A 21,879-nucleotide genomic window follows, 5' to 3' on the forward strand; every position below is an offset into this window, starting at 1 on the left:
GCGCGCGCCGGGAACGTCAGCGCGGCAGGTAGACCGTGCGGTTCTCCCGCCGCGCGGTGAGCGCGGCCGCCACGCGCGGGGACGTGTGACCGGGCAGGTAGTCCTTGGCGTCGTCGGGAGCGACCAGGGCGAAGTCGTCCAGTTCGTCTTCCTGGAGCCGGATCCGGGCGATCGTGTCCGCGTCGAGTTCCCCCGCGTCGAACAGCCAGTTCACCATCGGGCGCGGGCGTACCCCCTCCGCCGGGGCCCAGTCGACGGCCAGCAGGGCGCCCGCGCCGAGCGTCAGGCCCAGCTCCTCGCGCAGCTCGCGGACGCACGCCTCGTGCGGGAGCTCCCCTTCGTCGACCAGGCCGCCCGGGAGCGCCCAGTACGGGCGGTAGTTGGGCTTGACCAGGAGCACCCGGCCGCGGGCGTCGGTGATGAAGCCACAGGCCGAGGCGTACACGGTGGGGAGGGTTTCGTACCACTGCTCGGGCGGCAGGAACTCGCGGGTCACGCCGCCGACGGTGCCGCCTCCGAGGCCCGCGGAAGCGCGTACGGCGCGCGAACGGGTACGGCCTGCCGTGGCAGCCGCGGCCCGCACATCCTGCCGTCGCGTCGCGCGATGGGCCTTGTCATCAACGGATGACCGGTTTACGCTCCGGCCGTTGCTTGATCAAATTCCGTCGGGGGCGGCGACTGGAGGCTTCGGCGTGGCAGCGGCATCCTCGGCGGCATTCGCGGACGGCTCGATATCCCTGCGGATCTATCCGCACAACGAACTCGACGCGCCAGGCGTGGCGGCCGAACTCCTCGGGCACGCGGCCGCGGCGTCCGAGTCCGGGTTCGACGGCGTCATGACCAGCGAGCACCACGGCGGGTTCGCGGGCTACCTGCCCAATCCGCTGCAGGTGGCCGGGTGGATGCTCGACCGCATGCCGCGCGGCTGGGCGGCCGCGTGCCCGGTGCTCCTGCCGCTGCGCCCGGTCGCGATGCTCGCCGAAGAGGTGGCGTGGCTCGCCGTACGGCATCCCGGCCGCGTCGGGGTCGGCGTCGCGCCCGGCGCGCTCGACCTGGACTTCAACGTCATGGACGTCCCGCGCGACGACGCCATGCCCCGCTTCCGGAACGGCCTTCCCCGTCTCGCGCGCATGCTGCGCGGCGAAGAGCTGGGGGAGTTGGAGGGCGACCGTGCGCTGGCCGCGTGCGCGAAGGCTCCAATCCCGGTCATCAGCACCGCGATGAGCCCCCCTGCCGTGCGCCGCGCGGCCGCCTCGGGCGCGGGGATCATCTACGACGGCGCCTCGGACCCGGCGCGGATCCGGGAACTGACGGAGCGCTACGTGGAAGCCGGCGGGCAGCACCCGCGCGTGCTGATCCGCCGCGTGTGGCTGGGCGACCCGCCGCGCGAGGCGTTCGAACGGCAGCGCGACGTCTACGCCTCGTACACGCCCGAGGCGGCCCAACGCCATTGGCGCGACACCGGGTTCGTCTGCCACGACGACCCCGCCGCCCTCGCGGAGGAGCTTGCCGCCACGATGCGCGACACGGGAGCGACCTGCCTGAACCTCCGGGTGCAGGTGCCCGGGGTCACCGCCGACGCCGCACGGGAGCAGATCCAGGCGCTCGGCGCCGAGGTGCTGCCGCGGCTGCGGGCCGCGCAGGGCAGCTGACCCGACCGCACACCGGCCCGAATCGGACGCCGGCACCGCAGTGTGCCGCGCGTCCGACCGCACTGTCCGAACCTGCCCGAGGAGAACCTGTGATCACCGACCGACTGCGCCTGGACGGCCGTACCGTCATCGTGTCCGGAGCCGGCGGGGGCGGCATCGGCACGTCCTGCGCGCGGGCCGTGTCCGAGGCGGGCGCCGTGGTCGTCGCGGTCGACCGCGACCAGGACCGCCTCGACGCGATCGAGCTGCCGGGCGAACTGGTGCGGGTACGCGCCGACATCGGTACGCCGGAAGGCGTCCAGGCGGTCGTCGACGCCGCCCCCGGCACCCTGTTCGGCCTGGTGAACGTGGTCGGCGGCAGTCTGATCCCGCACTGGGCCCCCGCCCTGGACTTCGGCCGCGAGCAGTGGGACGCCGCGCTCGACCTCAACCTGCACCACGTGATGTTCCTGTCCCAGGCGGTCGCCCGGCGCATCGTCGAGCAGGGCGGCGACGGGTCGATCGTGACGATCTCCTCCACCGGCGGCGTGGTCGCCGCGCCGTACCACGTCGGCTACGGCACGGCGAAGGCCGCCGTGCTCGGGCTGACGCGCACGCTGGCCCTCGAATGGGGCCGCTACGGCATCCGGGTCAACGCCGTCGCGGCCGGTTCGATCACCACGCCCCGGGCCACCAGCGCCCCGCAGGACCCCGCCGTCGCCGGCCGCGGCGTGCCGCTGGGCCGGCGGGGCACCCCGGACGACGTCGCGGGCGCGGTGCTGTTCCTGATCTCGGACCTCGCCGCGTACACCACCGGCGCGGTCCTGCCGGTGGAAGGCGGTGCGCTGCAGCGGCTCGGCCTGTTCGACGACGAGAACATCCCGGTGCACGTCACCAACCCGCAGATCCTGGCGCGCATCAACGGCACGTCGGAGAACTGACCGGGTTCGAGACGCCGCGAAACCGGGCAGCGGTCCGGCGTAGCGTCCGACGATCCCCAGGAGTCCCGGTATGTCCGCGAAACCCCTCGACGGCAAGGTCGCCCTCGTCGCGGGGGCGACGCGCGGCGCCGGGCGCGGCACCGCGGTGCAGCTCGGGGCGGCCGGGGCGACGGTGTACGCCACCGGCCGCAGCACGCGGGGACACCGCTCGGAGTACGACCGGCCCGAGACGGTCGAGGAGACCGCCGACCTGGTCACCGCCGCGGGCGGGCACGGCATCGCCGTACCCACCGACCATCTGGAGCCCGACCGGGTCCGCGCGCTCGTCGAGCGGATCGACGCCGAGCAGGGCCGCCTCGACATCCTGGTCAACGACGTCTGGGGCGGCGAGGGGCTGTTCGCGTGGGACAAGCCGGTGTGGGAGCACGACCTCGACGACGGCCTGCGGCTCTGGCGCCTCGCGCTCGACACCCACGCGATCACCAGCCACTTCGCCCTGCCGCTCATGCTCCGCACGCCCGGTGGCCTGGTGGTGGAGATGACCGACGGCACCGCCGAGTACAACGGGGCCAACTACCGCAACTCCTACTTCTACGACATCGCGAAGTCGGCCGTGCTGCGGATGGCCTTCACGCTGGGCCACGAACTCGGCCCGCGCGGCGCGACCGCGGTCGCCCTCACGCCCGGCTGGCTGCGCTCCGAGATGATGCTCGACGCGTACGGCGTCACCGAGGAGAACTGGCGCGACGCGACCGAGTGCGCACCGCACTTCGCGATCTCCGAGACGCCGTCGTACGTCGGCCGCGCGGTCGCCGCGCTCGCCGCGGACCCCGAGGTCGCGCGCTGGAACGGCCGGTCCTTGTCCAGCGGCCGGTTGGCCCGTGAGTACGGCTTCACCGACCTCGACGGCAGCCGCCCCGACGCATGGCGCTACCTGGTCGAGGTCCAGGACCCCGGAAAGCCCGCCGACACCGACGGCTACCGCTGAGCCCGTTCAGCAGGCCGCGTACACGTGGCCCGGCTGCCCGGGTGCGGTCACGTCGCGGTCGCGCAGCACGATCGACAGCCGGCCCGCGAAGCCGCGGCAGGCGGTGTCGAAATCGGCACGCGCGTACTCGACGACGAAGACCTTGTTGTCGTAGGCCGCGGCGAAGGCACCGCACTCGTCGTACTTCGCGCACTCCTCGGACACCACGAAGTCGAAGCCGACGGAAGCCCGTTGGCCGACCATCTCCACGGTGTTCTTCTGCGCGAACGCCAGGCCGGCCGCGTGCGCGCGGGCCGCCAGCAGCTTCGCGAACGCCGCGTTGTGCGCGAGCGTCAGCTTGCCGTGCGAGCGGCCGAACGAGTCGAGGTTGTCCGCCTCGACCGCCTGGAAGCCGCGGCGCGCGCAGTCGTCGATCCACGGCCCGACCACCGCGATCAGCGCGTCGCGCTTGGCCGGGGTCGACACGTCGAGCAGCGCCTCGCCCCAGTCCTCGTCCATCACCACCGCACCGCCGTCGCGCAGCAGCAGGTCGGGGTGCTGCTTCTCCCACCACGCCGTGGCGTCCGGCTGGGCCTGGAAGGTGTTGACGTAGCAGACGTTGTACGCGCCGCCGAGCGGTGCCGCCCCGCGGTCGCGCACCACGACGCCCACGCCCGCCTTGGGCTGGTACGGCCCGCCGATCTGGTAGTCGAAAGGCGTGTTCGCGGCCGGAGCGGCGCCCGGGCGCGCTGCCGGGGGAGGGGCGGGGGCACCTGGCGCGGGCGGCGCCGGGGCCGGCGGGGGAGCCGTGGTGGCCGCACCCGGAGCGCCCGGGGCGCCCGCCGTGGAGGAGGCGGCGGGTGCCGGGACCGCCGGGGGCGCGGACGTGGACGAGGCGGTGCCGTCCGATCCAGTTGCGGGGGAGAGGGGTGCGGGCGCTTCCGGCGATGCCGCGCTGCCGTCCGAAACCGCGGCACTCGCCCTGGCGTCCGCGCCCGAGCCGGACCCGGAACCGCATCCCGCAACCAGTAAGACCGCGAGAGCGGCACCGACCGCCACCGGCCCTCGTACCCCTCGTCCCCCACGCCTGGTCACCACGCGGCCACGGTACCCGTCGCCGCCGCGCCGCCCCGCGTTCAGTACGGAATGCGCGGAGTCCCGCGCGGCCTGCGCCGCCTGCCCGCCGGACCGGGAAGGATCGGCTAGGCCGGTGTCCGAGGGCCACGAACCGCGGTGCGCGGGCCCACGTGTGGGGCCCGCGTGTGGGGCCCCGCGTGTGGGCTCGCGGCCGACGCGGCTACGCGCGGGGGCGGGCGATCTCGACGTTCTCCAGGATCCCCAGCGCGTCCGGCACCAGGACCGCCACCGAGAAGTAGGTACTGACCAGGTAGGACACGACCGCCTTCGGGTTGATGCCCATGAAGCGCACGTTGAGCCCCGGCTCGTACTCGTCCGGGATGCCGATCTGGTGCAGCCCGACCACGCCCTGGTCGTCGGCACCCGTGCGCATGGCCAGCACGCTCGACGTGTGCCCGTCGGCGATCGGGATCTTGTCGCAGGGGAACAGCGGTACGCCGCGCCACGCCGTCACGCGCGTGCCCGCCACGTCGAGGTGGTCCGGGTAGAGCCCGCGCCGGTTGCACTCGCGCCCGAACGCGGCGATGGTCCGCGGGTGCGCCGTCAGGAGCTTGGTGCCGCGCCGCCGCGTGAGCAGCTCGTCCATGTCGTCGGGTGTCGGAGGGCCGGAGTGCGTCTGGATGCGCTGCTTGGGGTCGGCGTTGTGGAGCAGCCCGAAGTCCGGGTTGTTGACCATCTCGTGTTCCTGGCGCTCGCGCAGCGCCTCGATGGTCAGCTTCAACTGCTGCTCGACCTGGTTCATCGGCTGGTTGTAGAGGTCGGCGACCCGGCTGTGCACGCGCAGCACGGTCTGCGCGACGCTCAGCTCGTACTCGCGCGGGGCCAGTTCGTAGTCCACGAAGGTGCCCGGCAGGTCCGGCTCGCCGTCGTGGCCGGACGCGAGGGCGATGTCGGCCTCGCCCTTGTGGTTGGCGGGCTGCCCCGCGTCGGCGCGGAAGCGTTCGAGCGCCGCCGCCAGCGCCTCGGACCGGGCGGCCAGTTCGCGGAACGCCGCGGCGGGCAGGGCCAGCAGCGTGCCCGCGGTCGCGGCGCGCACCCCGAAGTCCCAGGTGGCGTCCGGGTCGGTCAGTGCCTCGTCGCCGAGGTGGTCGCCTTCCGCGAGGGAGCCGACCGCGCTGTCGTGGTCGTACTTGCCCGGCCGGATCCGGTCGATCTTGCCGTGCCCGACGAGCAGGATCTCGTCGACCGCGGATCCGGCCTCCACGATGACCTCGCCGCGCGCGAACTCGCGCTGCGTGCAGCGCGACGCGAGTTCCGCGAGCAGGTCCTCGTCCTCGACGCCGCGCAGCGCGGGCAGTTCGGCGAGGGTCGGGGGGACGACGCGCAGCTCCGCGCCCTCGCGGACGAAGGCGACGCGGCCGCGCCCGACGGCGTACGTGAGGCGGCGGTTGACGCGGTAGGTACCGCCGTCGACCTGGACCCAGGGAAGCATCCGCAGCAGCCAGCGCGAGCTGATCCCCTGCATCTGCGGTGCGGACTTGGTGGTGGTGGCAAGGTTGCGCGCGGCCGCCGTGCTGAGACTCAGTCGGGCGGCCTGTTCTTCGGTCTGCTCGGGCTCCGCTGCGATGGACATCGGCTTCCCCTCCGGCCGGTGCGCTGTTCGACGCGCGGGCCCCGACGGCGTGGTCCGGGCCGAGGCCCCGGGGACGGCCCGCGAAGGCCGCTCCCGCGGACCAACCGGTCGTACGCCCGCGCTCCCAGGTAACGGCCGCGGCATGCCCATGATCAACGGCGTGCGGGCGCACAGCAGGGGCGCGCGGGGCCCGCAAGTGGCGCGCCCCGCGCGACGCGGCCCGCCGCGTGTGCCCTCAGACGCGCGGCGAGGCGAACTGCCCGGTGGCGGCCTCGATGTCCGCCGCCGCAGCGTGCAGCATGCGGTGCGCCAGGTCGGACAGCGCGCGGGCCGCGGCAAGCTCGTCGCCGATCTGCGGAACGTCGCGGTCGGCCGGGTGCTTGCGTGCGTTGCCCCAGGCCCGCAGCGCGTCGCCCGAGCCCGTGTCGAGCCGGGCCTCGGCGTGTGTGCGCACCGAGATCCCGCCGTCGAACTCGTCGACGCCGGTCTTCTCGGTCAGGTAGATGTCCACGGTCCAGTGCTTCATGGCGGGCATGGTCCCCACCTCCGCTCGGATGGCTGTCCGCGTCCCCGGTCGTTCCATTGTCGGACGCCACAGCGGAGGTGGGAACCTCCCGTTTTATCGCTTTTCTCTGTATTTTCTGGGCCGGGTTTTCCGGACCGGACCGGTCAGCCCAGTCAGCTGGTCAGCCCGGCCGGTCAGCCCAGCCGACCGGTCAGCCCGGTCCAGCCGGTTCAGCCGGTCACCAGGTCAGCGCCGCCCGAGCCGGTCCATGAGCAGCACGCCGTCGTTGCTGAGCAGCAGCCCGGCCACGCTGGTCTTGTGGAACACGGTGATGCGGCCCTCCTGGTACGGCCACAGCGGCACGTCCTTCGAGACCGAGGCCATGAGCGCGGTGTACGCCTCCTGCCGCAGCGCCGGGTCGTTCGTCTTGCGGCCCTGCTCCAGCGCCGCGTCCGTCTCGGCGCTCTTGTAGCCCAGGAAGTTCGTCGGGCTGGAGCTGTGCAGGTAGGCGTAGACGGTCGGCTCGACGTCCGAGACGGTCCAGTTGTGCAGCGCGGCCTCGAACGCCCGGTTGACGCGCACCGCCTGTGTGTACGACACGATCGCCATCGCCTGCGTCTTGACCTCGATGTTCTTCAGGCCGTTCAGCTGCGTCTGGACGTACTCGCCGGTCTTCGTCGCCTGGTTGTTCTGCGGCACGAGGTACGTGAACTTCAGCGGCTTGCCCTCGGCCGCGAGTTCGTCGAGCAGCTTCTGCGCCTCGACGCGGTTCGCCGACGGCAGCTTCGGCGCGTCCGGCTTGACCAGCGGGCTGTCCGCGGGGAACAGGCTGGAGCTGGGCACGCCCTGGTTGGTGAAGGCGATCTTGTTCATCTCGTTCGGGTCGAGCGCCAGCGCGACGGCCCGGCGGGCGCGCGGGTCGTCGAACGGCGGCTTGGACGAGTTGAACACGATGGCCTCGCCCACGATCACCGGCACCTGGGAGACGCCCAGCCCGAGGTCACGCGCCTTGGCGGCGTCGGTCGAGCTCGCCGAGACCTTGAGGTCGCTGCCCCCGGTGGCGACGCTGTTGAGCGCCTGCGTGCTGTCGCTCATCACGCTGAAGACGACCTTGTCGAGCACCGGCCTGTCGGGGCCCTGCCAGTACTTGGGGTTCTTGGTGAACACCATCTTGCTGTCCCGCGCCCACTCCGACAGCACGAACGGCCCGGCGCCGACCGGCTTTGCGGCGAAGCCGGCGGGGTCCTTCTGGAGCGCGGTCGGCGACGGGATGAAGGCCAGCGACGACGCCACGACGCGGTCGAAGTTGGCGTTCGGCGCCTTGAGCGTGATCTTGAGGGTCAGCGGGTCGACGACCTCGGTCTTGTCGATGGCGGCGGCCGAGCCGGCCACCAGCGAGCGGCGCTCGGGGTTCTTGTGCTCGTCCCACGTCCACTTCACCGCGGCCGCGTCGTACGGCGTGTCGTCGGTGAACTTCACGTTCGGCTTGATCTTCAGCGTCCAGACCTGGCCGCTCGGGTCCGGGACCAGGCTCTCGCCGATCTGCGGCAGGGGCTTGCCGGTCTTGGGCTCGCTGTAGAAGAGCGAGTCGTACATCGCGTTGAGCCGCGAGCTGTCCGTGTAGTAGTTGCTGATGGCGCCGAACGGGTCGACCCGGGCCATGTCGGTGACCGAGATGACCTCCAGGGTGCCGCCGGACTTCGCGGCGCCGGTGACGCCCGGGTCGACGCCGTCGCTGCCCTTTCCGTCGCCTCCTCCGCAGGCGGCGGCGAACAGGCCGGTGAGCGCCGCCGCCGCGGCGACGAGTGCGCGGCGGCGGCGGCCGAGTGGGCCGCGGGAGTTCGCAGGGGCCATGTCGTACGTCCTTCCGGGAGCTGTCGTACGGAACGTCCGGGCCCGCCACGGAACAGGAGTGTCCGATTCCGCTTCGATTCCGGCGTCGCACGTCCGTTGACACGTGCAGTGCAGGGGCAATGCCTAACTGACACTGCGTCAGATGTCTACAGTGCTTCGTCGGGTAAACTGTGACGGGTCGAATAATCGAAACAATCGTTCGCGAATCATGCGGGAATCGGCTTCCCTTCTCACCGCGCCCGGCCGACACTGGCGCCCATGCCCGCACCTGAATCCGCACGTCACACGCCCCGCGCGGCCGTACCGCAGGCCGACCGCACACCGCATCCCGTCGTGGACGGCGACGGCCACATCGTCGAGGCACTTCCCGTCCTCACCGAGGTGATCCGCAAGGTCGCCGGACCGGACGCGGCCGACCACTTCCTCGGCTCGTCGCCCACCTACGCCTCGCGCAGCAGCACCGACGGCCGCCTCGCCGAGCTGACCGGCGACCAACGCCGCCCGGGCACCTGGATCCCGCCCTGGTGGTCGCTGCCCGGCAACACCCTCGACCGGGCGACGGCCTTCCTGCCCGCCCTGCTGCACGAGCGCATGGACGAGATAGGACTCGACTTCGCGGTCCTCTACCCCAGCGTCGGCCTCGTCGCCTCCGGCCACCCCGACGACGCGATCCGGGCCGGCGCCTGCCGCGGCGTGAACACCTACCTCGCCGAACTCACCGACGGGCTCCAGGACCGCATGACCCCGGCCGCCGTCGTCCCCACCCACACCCCCGACGAGGCGATCGCCGAACTCGAACACGCGGTCGGCAGCCTGGGGTTCAAGGCCGTGCTCGTCAACAACATCGTCGAGCGCCCCGTCCCCGGCGGCCCCGCGGGTGCCCGCTGGTACGACGTCCTCGCACTCGACAGCGTCCACGACTACGACCCGCTCTGGCGCCGCTGCGTCGAACTCGGCGTCGCCGTCACCGTGCACACCCCCACCATGGGCATCGGCCTGCGCCAGTCGTCCACCCGCTACGTGCACAACCACATCGGCACCTTCGCCGCCGGCGGGGAGGCCTTCGCCAAGGCCCTCGTCATCGGCGGCGTCGCCCACCGCTTCCCGACGCTGAACTTCGCCTTCCTGGAAGGCGGCGTCTCGTGGGGCGTACAACTCCTCGCCGACCTCGTCGGGCACTGGGAGAAGCGCGGCGGCCCGAACATCGCGGCACTCGACCCGGCCGGACTCGACGCCGCGCTCTGGGACGACCTGTTCGCCCGGCACGGTGGCACGCACTTCGCGGCCCCCGGTCTGGCCGCGGGACTGCGCGGGCAGGCCGACAACCCGCCGCCCGACCTCGACGACTACCGGGGCAGCGGCATCGCATCGCCCGCCGACATCGCCCGCATGTTCGAGCGCTTCTACTTCGGCTGCGAGGCCGACGACCCCACGATCGCCTGGGCGTACGCCGACTCCCTCAACCCCTGCGGCGCCGTGCTGCGCCCGCTGCTGGGCTCCGACATCGGCCACTGGGACGTCACCGACATGCGTGAAGTCGTCGGGGAGGCCCGCGAACTGGTCGAGCACAGGCATCTCACCCCCGCGCAATTCCGCGAGTTCGCGTGCGACAACACGGTGCGCCTGCACGGCGGCATGAACCCGCGGTTCTTCGACGGCACGCGCGTCGAACAGTACGCCCGGAAACTCCTCGGCCACGCCTGACCGTTGCTCGCCGCGCCGCCGAATCGCAGGGGCCGAGCCGGTCTCGTCCGGTCCGGCCCGGGCCGGCCGGGCCGAGGCGCCCGCACCGCCTCCTGTCCGCCTCCTGTCCGGTCCTTGTCCGGCCCCGGGGCGCCCGGCCCGCGGCCCCGCCGAAGGCATCTGCCTCGGGCCGGGCGCGGCCGCTTGCATGTCGGATTTATCCAATCCTCCCGCAGAGGCCCGCTGGGAGAGTGAGGCGACGTGGACAACCGCAGGGGGAACGGATGGCACAAAACCACCACGTCGTACGGCCTGGCGCGGCGCACGACCCGGGAGCGGCCGACGAGGAGGCCCGCGTCGAAGCGGGGATCACCACCGACTACGCGGCACCGCGCACCGGCCTTGAGGAACGCCTCGTCCGGCTCTGGGAGTCGGCCCTGCGGTTCGGCCCGGTCGGCATCGAGGACGACTTCTTCGAACTCGGCGGCGACTCGATGCTCGCCGCCCGCGTGCAACTCGACGTCGACGTGGAGTTCGGCGTCGAGATCTCGGCCGCCGCACTCTTCCTCTCGCCCACGGTCGCGACACTGGCCGAGGCGGTGGAGGAGGCCCTGAAATCCGCCGGGGCCGGGGTATGAACACCGGATCCGCGCCTCGGCACGCGGTTCCCGACCTGGCCGATCCCGGTCTGTACGCCGACCACGACCCACACGCCGTGTGGCGGGCGCTGCGCGCGTACGACCCCGTGTACTGGCAGCCTGTCGGCGCCCCTCACGCCGCCCGGGGCCAGGGGGCCGGCGGCCCGCGTCCTGACGCGGGCCTCGGCTTCTGGGCCGCCACCCGCTACGCGGATGTCGACCGCATCCTGCGCGACCACGAGGTCTTCACCTCCGAGCGGGGCACGCTGCTGAGCCTCATCGGCAGGCCCGACCCGGCGGCCGGGCACCAGATGGCGGCCACCGATCCGCCCCGGCACGACGCCCTGCGCGCACCCCTCCACAAGGCCATGCGCGTCAGGTCGGTGGACGCCCACACACGCGAGGTACGCGCGGGCATCCGCGCCCTGCTGCCCCTCGACGGGGGCCCCTTCGACTTCGCCGCCGGCATGCGCGACCTGCCGCTCGTGGTCCTCGGCCTGCTGCTCGGGCTCCCCGAGGCGGACCGGCCGCACCTGGCCCGGCTGGCGATGACGGCCTCGGCCGAGGACGACCCCGACCTCATGCTGCCGGAGGGTCCCGCGGCGACGCTGCGCCGCGCGCACCGCGAGTTGTTCGCGTACTTCACCGACCTGGTCCGCGCCCGGGCCCGCGATCCCCGCGACGACCTCGTGGGGATCATGCTCGGTATGCGGCACGACGGCGTGCGCATGCCGCCCGCCGCGATCGTGTCCAACTGCTACAGCCTGCTGCTCGGCGCCGCCGTCACGCTGTCCCAGGTCCCGGTCGCCACGGTCATGGCCCTGGCGGAGAACGGCGGGTACGCGGCCTGGGCCGCCCGGCCCGACCTGCTCGACAGCGGCATCGAGGAGAGCCTGCGGTGGGCCACACCCGCGCGCTACTTCATGCGGACCACGCGGCGCCCCGTCGAGCTGTCCGGTGTCGTCGTCCCGGAAGGCCAGCCGGTCGTGGCCTTCCTCGCGTCGGCCAACCGCGACCGCCGCGTGTTCACCGACCCCGACGTGTTCGACGTCGCCCGGCGCCCCAACCGGCACCTGGCCTTCGGGGCCGGTCCGCACTACTGCATCGGCGCGAACATGGCCCGGCTCACGCTGCGGCTGCTCTTCACCGAGCTGTTCGCCGCGTACGCCAAACTCGACGTGGTCGGCGAACCGGTGCGCATACGCTCGGTCTTCCTCGCGGGCGTGAAGAGCCTCCCGGTGCAGGGCCGCCTGCGCCGTGCCCCCGTCTGACGTCTTCGGCGCGTCCCCCGGGGATCCGCGATCCCCGGGGGCGGTGCCTCAGCGCTGGAGGAACCGTGCCCGCAGGGCCCCGACCTCCGCGTCGGTGATGCCGTGCCGCTCCAGGAGCGGACCGAACCCGCCGTGCTCGCTGGCCACTTCGGTGAGGAAGGTGCGTATCGTCTCCTCCTCCGCGCTCAGGATCACCGCGGGTACTGCCCGGCCCGCGAGACCGGGCAGCACCGCCGTCGTGTGCGCGCGGATCGCGTCGAGCGCAAGCTGCGTGCGCGTGTAGTCGGCGACGATCGTGTCCTCGTCGGCGCCGAGCAGGTCGAGCACGCAGGCCGCGACGATGCCGGTGCGGTCCTTGCCCGCGGTGCAGTGCACCAGGGCGGGGGATGCGGCCGGGTGGGCGAACGCCCGGATCAGGTCCGCGAGATGGCCGGCGCCCTGGGCGGCGATCGTGGCGTACCAGAGGCCGAACTCGCGCGCGCCGAAGGGCGACGGCCAGGCCGGTGCGGCGCCCGCCGACGCGTTGGCCGCCGACTCGCTGCCCGATGACTCGCCGCCGGCCGCCCCGGTGCCTTCGCCGCCGCCCACGGACCGCGTCGCCAGCTCGATCGCGCGGATCTCCACAGCGGACGGCAGCGCGGGCCACGGCACGCCGGCACGCTCGGTGTCGTGCCGCAGGTCGACCACCAGGCCGAGGCCGAGCGCGGCGACGAGCGCGGCGCCGTCCGCCTCGGTCAGCCCGAACGGCGCGGCCGAGCGGAACAGCAGGCCCGGGCGTACGCGCGAGCCGTCGCGGGTCGGCAGCCCGCCCAGGTCGCGCAGGTTGATCAGCGGAAGGCCGGCCCCGATGGGGGACAGCGCGGTCTCGGCGGTCATGGCACTCCTCGGAGAAGCGGGGCCGGTCACTTGAGGCCCGAACGGACGAAGGCGTCGATGACGTGGCGCTGGAGCACCACGTAGAGCAGCAGGATGGGCAGGCAGGCCAGGCCCGAGGCGGCCATCAGGGCACCCCAGTTGTTGCCCTCGGCGCCCATGAAGCCGCGGATGCCGACCTGGACGACGGAGTCGGAGCGCTGGAGGACCATCGCGGGCCAGAAGTACTCGTTCCAGGCGGAGATGAACAGCAGGATGAACAGCGACGCGAGTGCGGGCCGCATGTTGGGGACCACGACGCGCCACAGCGTCCCCCACGACGTACGGCCGTCCATGCGGGACGCGTCGAGGAGTTCCTTCGGGAACGCGGCAAGGTGCTGACGCAGCATCAGCACGGCCATCGCCGAGCAGAGCGTCGGCACCACGATGCCCGACAGCGTGTTCAGCAGCCCCAGCTTCGACAGCGTCACGTAGTTGGGGATCATGGTGACCTGGAACGGCACGAGCCACGTTCCGACGAACAGCAGGAAGAGCACGCGCTGTCCGAAGAACCGCCAGGCGGCGAACGCGTAGGCCGCGAGCAGGGCGATGAGGGTCTGGCCCACCGCGCTGAGCAGCGCGACCAGGAACGTGTTGGCGAGCATGCGGCCCATCGGGATCGCGTCCCACACGTGCCGCACGTTCTCCAGGCTCACCGGCCACGGCAGCAGCGACTGCCCCAGGGCCGTGCCGGGCTCGCGGAACGCGACGATGTACATCCAGTACACCGGGAACACGCACACCACGCTCAGCGCGCCGAGGACGACGTGTCCGAGCGCGGTGCGCGTACGCGAGCGGCTGCCGACCGGCAGATCGGCGAGGTCCTTGGGTACGCGGCGCAGCCGTGCCTTGGCGGCGACGGTGGCGGTACGGGGGCGCGCGGGCGTCGACCCGGGGTCGGGGCCGACACGTGGCGGAGGGGCGACTTCGACGAAGTATGCGGTGGTGGTCATCGCGATGGCTCTCAGGGGCTTCCGGGGATCTCGGGAATCCCGGGTATCTCGGTCATCTTGGGCATCTCGGGCGTCTCGGGGAGCGGGGTTTGTGTGTCAGTCGTCGTGGAAGCTCAGCCGGTCCGCGAGCCACACGAAGAACATGGCGACGACCGCGAAGCCGACGAAGAACAGGGTTCCGGCGGCGGCCGCGTATCCCGCGTCGAAGCTGCGGAAGCCGAACTGCCACAGCAGGTAGTAGATGTTGGTGGTGGCCCCGCCCGGACCGCCCTGCGTGAGCGTGTCGATCAGCGGGAACGTCCACTGCGCGGACAGCAGGATGGTCATCAGCGCCAGGAACACCAGCGACGGCGACAGCAGCGGCAGCGTGATGCGGCGGGTGATCTGCGCCCTTGTCGCACCGTCGAGCGAGGCGGCGTCGGCGTAATCGCGGTTGATGCCGGACAGGCCCGCGGTGACCACGACCACCGCGAAGCCGATCATCTGCCAGCCGCAGATCCCGATCATCGCCACGAGCGCGGGACCCGGCTCGCGGAACACGTTCACCGGTCCGATCCCGAACACATCCAGGGCCCGGGTGACCGGGCCGCCGTCGGGTTCGAGCAGCCACCGCCACACCGCGGCGGTGGCCACCGGCGTGACGAGCGTCGGCACGAAGATCAGCGCGCGGTACAGGGTCGCGCTGCGCCCGCGCACGTTCTGCGCGAGCAGGGCGATGGCGACCGGGATCACCACCGAGAACGGCAGCAGGCCCAACACGTACCACCCGGTGTTGACCAGGGCCTCGTGCAGTTCGGGCAGCGCCAGGACCTGCCGGTAGTTGTCCAGTCCGACCGGCTCCAGCGGCGAGGTGGGCAGCAGGTTCCACTTGTAGAAGGAGAGTTCGACCGTCTGGGCGAACGGGCGGTACGTCCACGTGACCAGGAAGACCACGGCCGGGACGAGGTAGAGGTACGGGGGCAGCGCCGCCGCGATGCGGCGCAGCGGGGAAGGGCGGTCGCCGCCCCCGGCTCCGGGGGCGGCGGACTGCTTCGGCGCGGCTACTTCGACGAACACGGGCGGGAGCCTCAGGCCTGCGCCGCGGCGCCGTGCTCGGCCATGTAGCGGCGCAGCGTCTCGACGTCGAGTTCGTACACGGGCGCGCCGCGGCCGACGGGCACGAATGTGGCGGTCGCCTCGTCCGCGTACACGTCGATGCGGGTGTACCCGCCGCCGGCGGTCCCGCGGATGAGCCCGGCCGGGGCCAGCACGTCGGCGGTGTACGCGGTCGCCGGCGCCACCCACACCGGTACGCCGCCGAGCGAGCCGCAGGTGGCGTGGTGCGCGTGGCCGGCCACGACGAGGCGGACGTCCGTGCCGCGCACCACCTCGGCGAGTTCCGCGTACTGACGCAGGGTCAGCATCTCCAGGATCTCCAGCGGGGACGGGATCGGCGGGTGGTGCAGCGCGAGAATCGTGCCGTGCTCCGCCGGCGTGGCCAACTGCTCGCGCAGCCAGGCGAGTTGGGCGTCGGTGAGGTCGCCGTGGTGGCTGCCCGGCTCGGTGGTGTCCAGCATCACGACGCGCAGGCCGTCCGCCTGGTGGACGAAGTCGCGTTCGTGGCCGACGGCCAGGCCGCCGAGCAGGTCGGCGTGGAACGCCTCGCGCTTGTCGTGGTTGCCCATGCCGAACAGCGCGGGGGCACCGATGCGCGCGGCCGCCTTCTCGGCGGTCTCGCGGAGCCTGCGGTACGACGCGGCGTCCCCGGCGTCCGCGAGGTCGCCGGTGAACAGCAGGGCGGCGGGCCTGAGCGCGGCGGCCTCGACCTCGTCGAGGGCGGCTGCCAGGTTCGCCAGAGTGTCGACGGTGCCGTGCAGCAGTTCCCCTTCGGGGACCACGTGGACGTCGCTGAACTGGATGACGGTGTGCAGGGGCTTGCGCATTGCGGTGCCTTTTCGGGAGGGGGACCGGTCGGCCGGAGCCGGACCGGACCGGGTGGAGCCGGGGTCGGTAGGGACGTGCGCGCGCCGCGCCGGGTCAGGGGAGCAGCCCGCTCGCCCGCTTCTGTGCGTCGGCGAGCGTCGCGGCCGGGTCCTTGCCCTGGTACACCGACGCCTCGACGGCCTGGAGCAGCAGGTCGCGGATCTGGACGTAGCTGTTGCCGGGGAACGACACCCACGGCCGCAGGCGCGTGAGCTGGTCGAGGTTGGGCCGGATCAACGGGTTCTTGTCGGCCCATGGCTTCAGCGCGGCGGGGTCGTCGACGAGGGACGGGCGCAGCGGGAGGTAGCCGATCTTGCTGGAGATCTCGGTGTAGGCGCGGTCACTCGTCATGAACTCGATGAACTGCCACGCCGCGCGCTGCTTGGCCGAGTCGTCGGAGAAGACCATCAGGGCTGACCCGGAGTTTGTCGGCACCGCCGCCCGACCGGGGAACGCGGGCAGGGGAGCGGCGCGCAGGTCCCACTTCCCGGCCGCCGCGGCCTGCTGGAACATGCCCTGCAGGGAGCTGGACTCCAGCACCATGCCGAGGTTGCCGCGCGTGAACGCGTCGATGGCCTGGGCCTGCGTGAGGTTGGGGGAGGCGCCGGACTTCACGAGGTCGGCGAGCGTGCCGACGGCCGCGGCCGACGCGGGCTCGGCGAAGGTCAGCTGCTTGCGGTCGTCGGAAAGGACCCGGCCGCCGTTGGACGCGATGATCGCCTGGAGGCACCAGTCGCCGGCCGACGCGGTGGCGCAGTCTATGTACGCGCCCTCCTTGCCGGCGTTCGCCTTGACGGCCAGGCCCGCCTTCTTGACGTCGTCCCAGGTGGCCGGCGGCTTGTCCGGGTCGAGTCCGGCCGCGCGGAAGGCGTCGGCGTTGTAGAAGAGGACCGGCGTGGAGAAGACGTACGGCATGCCGTAGGTCTTGCCGTTCCAGTCGCCGAGCGTCGCCGCGTTGGGGGCGAACGGGTGTGGTCCGCCGAACGAGGCCCGCACGGTGTCCTTGCCGACCAGGTCGTCGAGCGGCTTGGCCTTGAGGCTGTTGACCGCGAAGTCGAGGTCGCCGAACGTGACCTGGCCGACGTCCGGCGCCTTGCCGACGACCATCTGGCTCTGGATCGACCCGACGACGTTCTGCGCGCCGCCCTGGGGAGGCCGGGTGGTGACGTGGATGTTGGGGTTCTTCTCCTGGAACTCCCGGACCAGGCCGTTGATCGTGTCGGTCCACACGCCGGCCTGCGAGAGGTTGTAGGACTCGAAGACGATCTCGACCTTCTGGTCGGGGCGCAGCTCGGGTGCCGCCTGGGCGGCGCCCGCGTCGTCGGCGTTGCCGGAGGTGCTGCCGCCGAGCCCGCCGCACGCGGTGGCGGTGAGGGCGAGGGCTGCGGTCGCGGCCGCGCCGGCAAGGCGGGCGCGTACGCGGCGGGGGGTGGTCACGGGAACTCCAGGTGGTTCGTGGGTGGTTCGTCGTTCGGGCGGCGGTGGCCGCCGGCCCGCGGAGCGCGGGGCCGGACGGACGGGGCGGGGAGACGGGGTGGCAGGTCGCGGTGGCGGGCCGGGGTGGCAGAGCGCCGTGCGGAGAGCGCCGTTCAGGCCGCGCTGAGGCTGGGCTCGGTGCCCGGCAGGCCGGTCCCGATCGGCATCGACTTGCCGGCCGTACGCTCCGGGCGCGGCGCCTCCTGCTCGCGCCAGACCAGGCGGCGGCCGGAACCGGCGTCGAAGAGGTGGATCCGGTCGGTGGGTGCGGTGAGGGTGACGGGCTCGCCGGGGACGAGGCCGAGCGGGCGGGGCCCGCGTACCGCGATCCGGTCCGCGGCACCCGTCGGAACGCCGGTCGCGGTGCCGGCGCGGCACAGCGCGACTTCCTCGCTGCCCAGGTTCTCGACGGCTTCGACGACGGCGCGGATGCGCAGGATGTCGCCCGGGGTCTCGGCGGAGGTCGGCGTCAGGTGTTCGGGGCGTACGCCGAGCACCACGTCGCGTGCGGGGACCCGGCCGGGCCACAAAGGTGCGGTGGTGCCCTCGGCGTCCACCCGCAGCAGGCCCGCGTCGGTGGTGGACAGCTTGCCCGGCATCAGGTTCATCGGCGGTGCGCCGAGGAACGACGCGACGAACACGGACGCGGGTTCGTCGTACACCTCGGTGGGCGTGCCCACCTGTTCGAGGCGGCCGCCGTCGAGCAGCGCGATCCGGGTGGCCATGGTCATCGCCTCGACCTGGTCATGGGTGACGTAGACGAAGGTGGAGCCGAGCCTGCGGTGCAGGGCGGCCAACTCGACACGTGTCGCGGTGCGGAGCTTCGCGTCGAGGTTGGACAGCGGCTCGTCCATGAGGAACGCGCGGGGCTCGCGGACCAGTGCGCGGCCCAGGGCGACCCGCTGCCGCTGGCCGCCGGAGAGTTCCTTCGGGCGGCGTGCGAGCAGCTCGCCGAGTTCGAGCTGCGCGGCGACCTCGCGGACCCGGGCGCGGGCCACCTCTTTGGCCGTGCGGCGCACGCGCAGCGGGAAGGCGATGTTCTGAGCGACCGTCAGGTGCGGGTACAGGGCGTAGCTCTGGAAGACCATGGCGAGGTCGCGGCGGCGCGGCGGGCTGTGCGTGATGTCGTCGTCGTCCAGCATGATGCGGCCGGACGTGGGCGGCAGGAGCCCGGCGACCATGCGCAGCAGGGTGGTCTTGCCGCAGCCACTCGGTCCCAGCAGCGCCAGGAACTCTCCGTCCGCCACATCGAGGGAGACCCGGTCGACGGCGGACGTGTCGCCGAATTTGCGGGTCAGCGCGTCGAGACGTATGCGGCCCACGAGAACTCCTTACAGACGTGCGATGTGCGTTGTGTACGCACCACACGGTGGCGGGTCGCCGTGAACGAGACGTTCTCGCCGGATGTGGGCCCGGCATACGCGGCACCACGGTCGGCGGGACATTGGGTGAAGCCACGGATCCACAAACTGAACCAACGCTGCTAGCTATATGACTAATAGTCGCAACGTCGCTGATGGGACGGTCTCCGGCGGTCCGCGAGACGCCGTTCGGGTGACAGTTGCAGCGTGAGATACACCGCATGGGCCGTTTAAACGCGTGAGCAAGATTTTTACGGGAAACAAACGGGCATGGTGACTCGCTCGCGCTCCGTCCTGTTCCAGCGAACGACGGTGGTACCCGCCTTTGCCCTCGTCGCGCTCGTCCTCACATGGGGGCGGGACGTGCCCGGCTGGGTCGTCGCGGTGGCCGCCGCGCTGCTCGCGGGGGCGGTGCTCGCCGCCGTGCACCACGCCGAGGTGGTGGCACACCGGGTGGGCGAACCGTACGGGTCACTCGTACTCGCGATCTCCGTCACCGTCATCGAGGTCGCGCTGATCGTGACCCTGACCGCCGACGGCGGCGACAAAAGCGCCTCACTGGCCCGCGACACGGTCTTCGCCGCGGTGATGATCACCTGCAACGGCATCTTCGGCCTGAGCCTGCTGGTCGGCGCACTGCGCGGCGGCGTCGCCCGGTTCAACCCGGAGGGCACCGGCGCGGCCCTCGCCACGGTCGCCACCCTCGCCGGACTCAGCCTCGTCCTCCCGACCTTCACCACCAGCAGCCCCGGCCCCAAGTTCTCCCCCGGCCAACTCGTCTTCGCCGCCATCGCGTCCGCCCTGCTGTACGCCCTCTTCGTGGCCACCCAGACCGTGCGCCACCGCGAGGAGTTCCTGCCGGTCACCTCCGAAGGGCACGTGATCGAGGAGGAGGAGCACGAGCACCCGCCGACCGCGCGCGACGCGTGGACCAGCCTCGGCCTCCTCGGGCTCGCCCTGGTCGCGGTCGTCGGGCTGGCGAAGGTGGTCTCGCCGACGATCGAGTCCGGCGTCGAGAAGGCAGGCCTCCCGCACGCCGTGGTCGGCGTCGTGATCGCCCTGCTGGTCCTGCTGCCCGAGTCCATCGCCGCCGTCCGGGCCGCGCTGCGCGACCGGGTGCAGACCAGCCTCAACCTCGCCCTGGGGTCGGCGATGGCGAGCATCGGCCTGACCATTCCCGCCGTCGCCGTCGCCTCGATCTGGCTGGACGGCCCCCTTCTGCTCGGACTCGGCAGCACCCACATGGTGCTGCTCGCGCTGACCGTGGTGGTGGGCATCCTGACCGTCGTGCCGGGGCGCGCGACACCGCTGCAAGGCGGCGTGCACCTGTCGCTGCTCGCCGCGTACATCGTTCTGGCGATCAACCCCTGAGCCGGGTCAACCGACTGCGGATTGCGCATGTCCGGCCGGAACCGGGGCAGCGAGCAAGGGACTTCATCCGACGCGCCGCATCCCGACCGGACGCGGCGCCCGACGAGAGGCAGTCATGCCGATCGGAACCCGAGTCCGCAGCATCGTGCGCGCCGTCACGCCGCGCCGTCGCCGCCGTCGCACCCGAGGAGGCGGGGGCGTGGGCATCGGCGCCCGCCTCGGCCGCATCCGCATCGGTGCGGGCGCCGGCCGCCGCGGCGCGGGCGGAGGCGTCTCCCGCTGACCCGCTCATCGACCGCCGAACCGCGGCGCATGCACCCGGCGCGTCGCCCGTAGGCCGCAATGCCCGGCTCGCGCACCCGCGCCCCCCGCGGGTGCGCGCTGCCGTGTCGGGGCGGGCGGCGCCCACGCCGTGCGCCCCGCACCTGTTGTCCTGCCCGGCTTCGTGTCCGGCTTCGTGCCGGTGCGTCGGCGCGGTCGTGCTCGGGTCGGCGCCGGGGCAACGAACGTCCCCCTCCCCGCTGATAAAGTCGCGGCCATGAGCCCAGCACCGCCGGCGCACCGTTCCGCAGACCCGGCGGGAGAGACCACGGGCACCACCTCGGACCTCGCCACCGCCGTCGCGGCGGAGATCGGCAACGCCACGCGCGGGCTCGCGCAGGCGTACCAGGAGCTGTCCGACCTCTACCGCGGCGGCGGCGCAACACCCGACGACTCCCGCCTCACGCAACGCCACGTGCACGCCTACCTCGCGGCCCGGCTTCCGGCGACGCTCGCGGTCGACCGGGCGGTGTTCGACGCGGTCGTACGCCGGCGTCCCGACTGGCACCCGGCCTCCGTGCTCGACCTGGGCGCCGGGCCCGGCACCGCGGTCTGGGCCGCGGCCGAGGCCTTCCCGTCGCTCCGCCGCGCGGCCCTTGTGGAACAGGCGTCCGCCATGATCGACGCGGGCCGTCGGCTCGCCGCGCGCTCGGCCTCGGCCGCGGTACGCGCCGCAACCTGGCACCGCGCGTCCGTCTCCGCGCCTCCCGCCGAACCGGCCGACCTGGTCGTCGCCTCCTTCGTGCTCGGCGAACTCCCGGACGACACCCTGGTCGAGACCGTCGACCGCTGGTGGGACCTGACCCGCGGCGAACTCGTCGTCGTCGAGCCCGGAACCCCCGCGGGCTTCGCCCGGTTGCGCCGCGTGCGCGACCGGCTGATCGCGGCCGGGGCCACCATCAGTGCGCCCTGCCCCTCCGACGCGGCGTGCCCGATGACCGGCGACGACTGGTGCCACTTCGCCACGCGCGTGACCAGGTCCGGCGTGCACCGCGTCGTCAAGGGCGGCGAACTGGGCTTCGAGGACGAGAAGTTCGCCTACCTGTCGGCATCCCGCCAGAATCCGGCACACGCGCCGGCCCGCGTTCTGCGCGCCCCGCAGATCCGGCCCGGACACATCCGCCTCACCGTCTGCGAGGCGCCGGAGATGCGCGAGGCAGTCGTCGCGAAGAGCCGCAAGGACGCGTTCCGCTGGGCGCGCAAGGCGCACTGGGGGGACGAGGTTCCGCCCGGAACGCTCAAGGACGACCGCCGCAAGGGCGACCGCGACCCGGCGTAAATCCCCTGCCCCTGGGCGTACTTCGGCGGCATTCGGGGTGGCGG

Annotated in this window: 20 protein-coding genes; 9 read left to right on the plus strand and 11 right to left on the minus strand. The window is 72.7% G+C overall.

The window, feature by feature from the left end:
• Positions 1–16 precede the first annotated feature (16 nt).
• Positions 17–496 carry an NUDIX domain-containing protein gene (locus tag AB0C36_RS14950; RefSeq protein WP_358353757.1) on the minus strand — a complete coding sequence of 160 codons (480 nt, stop codon included), beginning with the start codon at positions 494–496 and terminating at the stop codon, positions 17–19.
• Positions 497–692: 196 nt separating this feature from the next.
• Between AB0C36_RS14950 and AB0C36_RS14955 the strand changes: the two genes are divergently transcribed.
• From AB0C36_RS14955 to AB0C36_RS14965, 3 genes are all read left to right on the plus strand, one after another.
• Positions 693–1,652: an LLM class flavin-dependent oxidoreductase gene (locus AB0C36_RS14955; RefSeq protein WP_358353758.1), complete on the plus strand. Its 960-nt coding sequence runs from the start codon at positions 693–695 to the stop codon at positions 1,650–1,652.
• Between the two features lie 89 nt (positions 1,653–1,741).
• Positions 1,742–2,572, plus strand: coding sequence for an SDR family NAD(P)-dependent oxidoreductase (locus tag AB0C36_RS14960; RefSeq protein ID WP_358353760.1), 831 nt, complete (start codon positions 1,742–1,744; stop codon positions 2,570–2,572).
• Between the two features lie 70 nt (positions 2,573–2,642).
• The gene (locus AB0C36_RS14965) at positions 2,643–3,560 is read left to right on the plus strand and encodes an SDR family oxidoreductase (protein ID WP_358353762.1); all 918 of its coding nucleotides are present in this window, start codon (positions 2,643–2,645) and stop codon (positions 3,558–3,560) included.
• A 6-nt stretch (positions 3,561–3,566) separates the two neighbouring features.
• On the opposite strand, the gene AB0C36_RS14970 is transcribed toward AB0C36_RS14965, so the two are convergent.
• The 4 genes from AB0C36_RS14970 to AB0C36_RS14985 form a co-directional block, all read right to left on the minus strand.
• The gene (locus tag AB0C36_RS14970) at positions 3,567–4,637 is read right to left on the minus strand and encodes an endo alpha-1,4 polygalactosaminidase (protein ID WP_358353763.1); all 1,071 of its coding nucleotides are present in this window, start codon (positions 4,635–4,637) and stop codon (positions 3,567–3,569) included.
• A 199-nt stretch (positions 4,638–4,836) separates the two neighbouring features.
• Positions 4,837–6,249: a family 2B encapsulin nanocompartment shell protein gene (locus tag AB0C36_RS14975; RefSeq protein WP_358353765.1), complete on the minus strand. Its 1,413-nt coding sequence runs from the start codon at positions 6,247–6,249 to the stop codon at positions 4,837–4,839.
• 235 nt (positions 6,250–6,484) lie between these two features.
• Positions 6,485–6,775 carry a DUF1876 domain-containing protein gene (locus AB0C36_RS14980; protein WP_358353767.1) on the minus strand — a complete coding sequence of 97 codons (291 nt, stop codon included), beginning with the start codon at positions 6,773–6,775 and terminating at the stop codon, positions 6,485–6,487.
• A gap of 225 nt (positions 6,776–7,000) precedes the next feature.
• Positions 7,001–8,608 (minus strand): ABC transporter substrate-binding protein, encoded by a 1,608-nt coding sequence (locus tag AB0C36_RS14985; RefSeq protein ID WP_358353770.1) that lies wholly within the window; start codon positions 8,606–8,608, stop codon positions 7,001–7,003.
• 258 nt (positions 8,609–8,866) lie between these two features.
• Here AB0C36_RS14985 and AB0C36_RS14990 point away from each other — a divergent pair, with 258 nt between their 5' ends.
• The 3 genes from AB0C36_RS14990 (at position 8,867) to AB0C36_RS15000 (ending at position 12,200) form a co-directional block, all read left to right on the plus strand.
• Complete coding sequence (locus tag AB0C36_RS14990; protein ID WP_358353772.1) at positions 8,867–10,312, plus strand: amidohydrolase family protein; 1,446 nt, start codon at positions 8,867–8,869, stop codon at positions 10,310–10,312.
• A 263-nt stretch (positions 10,313–10,575) separates the two neighbouring features.
• Entirely contained in the window at positions 10,576–10,929 is a 354-nt protein-coding gene (locus AB0C36_RS14995) for a phosphopantetheine-binding protein (protein WP_358353774.1), read from the plus strand.
• Positions 10,926–12,200 (plus strand): cytochrome P450, encoded by a 1,275-nt coding sequence (locus AB0C36_RS15000; RefSeq protein ID WP_358353775.1) that lies wholly within the window; start codon positions 10,926–10,928, stop codon positions 12,198–12,200. Before AB0C36_RS14995 ends, AB0C36_RS15000 begins: the two co-directional genes overlap by 4 nt.
• Positions 12,201–12,248: 48 nt before the next feature.
• Here AB0C36_RS15000 and AB0C36_RS15005 read toward each other — a convergent pair whose 3' ends face one another.
• The 6 genes from AB0C36_RS15005 to AB0C36_RS15030 form a co-directional block, all read right to left on the minus strand.
• The gene (locus AB0C36_RS15005; protein WP_358353776.1) at positions 12,249–13,076 is read right to left on the minus strand and encodes a tyrosine-protein phosphatase; all 828 of its coding nucleotides are present in this window, start codon (positions 13,074–13,076) and stop codon (positions 12,249–12,251) included.
• 26 nt (positions 13,077–13,102) lie between these two features.
• The gene (locus AB0C36_RS15010) at positions 13,103–14,065 is read right to left on the minus strand and encodes a carbohydrate ABC transporter permease (protein WP_358353778.1); all 963 of its coding nucleotides are present in this window, start codon (positions 14,063–14,065) and stop codon (positions 13,103–13,105) included.
• 96 nt (positions 14,066–14,161) lie between these two features.
• On the minus strand, positions 14,162–15,121 hold the full coding sequence (locus tag AB0C36_RS15015; RefSeq protein ID WP_358353780.1) for a carbohydrate ABC transporter permease: 960 nt from the start codon (positions 15,119–15,121) through the stop codon (positions 14,162–14,164).
• A gap of 11 nt (positions 15,122–15,132) precedes the next feature.
• Complete coding sequence (locus AB0C36_RS15020; RefSeq protein WP_358353782.1) at positions 15,133–15,987, minus strand: metallophosphoesterase; 855 nt, start codon at positions 15,985–15,987, stop codon at positions 15,133–15,135.
• A gap of 94 nt (positions 15,988–16,081) precedes the next feature.
• Positions 16,082–17,464 carry an ABC transporter substrate-binding protein gene (locus tag AB0C36_RS15025; protein ID WP_358353784.1) on the minus strand — a complete coding sequence of 461 codons (1,383 nt, stop codon included), beginning with the start codon at positions 17,462–17,464 and terminating at the stop codon, positions 16,082–16,084.
• A 152-nt stretch (positions 17,465–17,616) separates the two neighbouring features.
• Positions 17,617–18,825: an ABC transporter ATP-binding protein gene (locus AB0C36_RS15030; RefSeq protein ID WP_358353786.1), complete on the minus strand. Its 1,209-nt coding sequence runs from the start codon at positions 18,823–18,825 to the stop codon at positions 17,617–17,619.
• A gap of 309 nt (positions 18,826–19,134) precedes the next feature.
• Between AB0C36_RS15030 and AB0C36_RS15035 the strand changes: the two genes are divergently transcribed.
• The 3 genes from AB0C36_RS15035 to AB0C36_RS15045 all read left to right on the plus strand — a co-directional run bounded on the left by AB0C36_RS15035 (position 19,135) and on the right by AB0C36_RS15045 (position 21,835).
• The gene (locus AB0C36_RS15035; protein ID WP_358353788.1) at positions 19,135–20,235 is read left to right on the plus strand and encodes a calcium:cation antiporter; all 1,101 of its coding nucleotides are present in this window, start codon (positions 19,135–19,137) and stop codon (positions 20,233–20,235) included.
• A 115-nt stretch (positions 20,236–20,350) separates the two neighbouring features.
• Positions 20,351–20,518 carry a hypothetical protein gene (locus AB0C36_RS15040; protein ID WP_358353789.1) on the plus strand — a complete coding sequence of 56 codons (168 nt, stop codon included), beginning with the start codon at positions 20,351–20,353 and terminating at the stop codon, positions 20,516–20,518.
• 255 nt (positions 20,519–20,773) lie between these two features.
• Positions 20,774–21,835, plus strand: a complete 1,062-nt coding sequence (locus AB0C36_RS15045) for a small ribosomal subunit Rsm22 family protein (RefSeq protein WP_358353791.1) — start codon at positions 20,774–20,776, stop codon at positions 21,833–21,835.
• Positions 21,836–21,879 lie beyond the last annotated feature (44 nt).

It is taken from the genome of Streptodolium elevatio, assembly GCF_040649515.1.
Lineage (GTDB): Bacteria > Actinomycetota > Actinomycetes > Streptomycetales > Streptomycetaceae > Yinghuangia > Yinghuangia elevatio.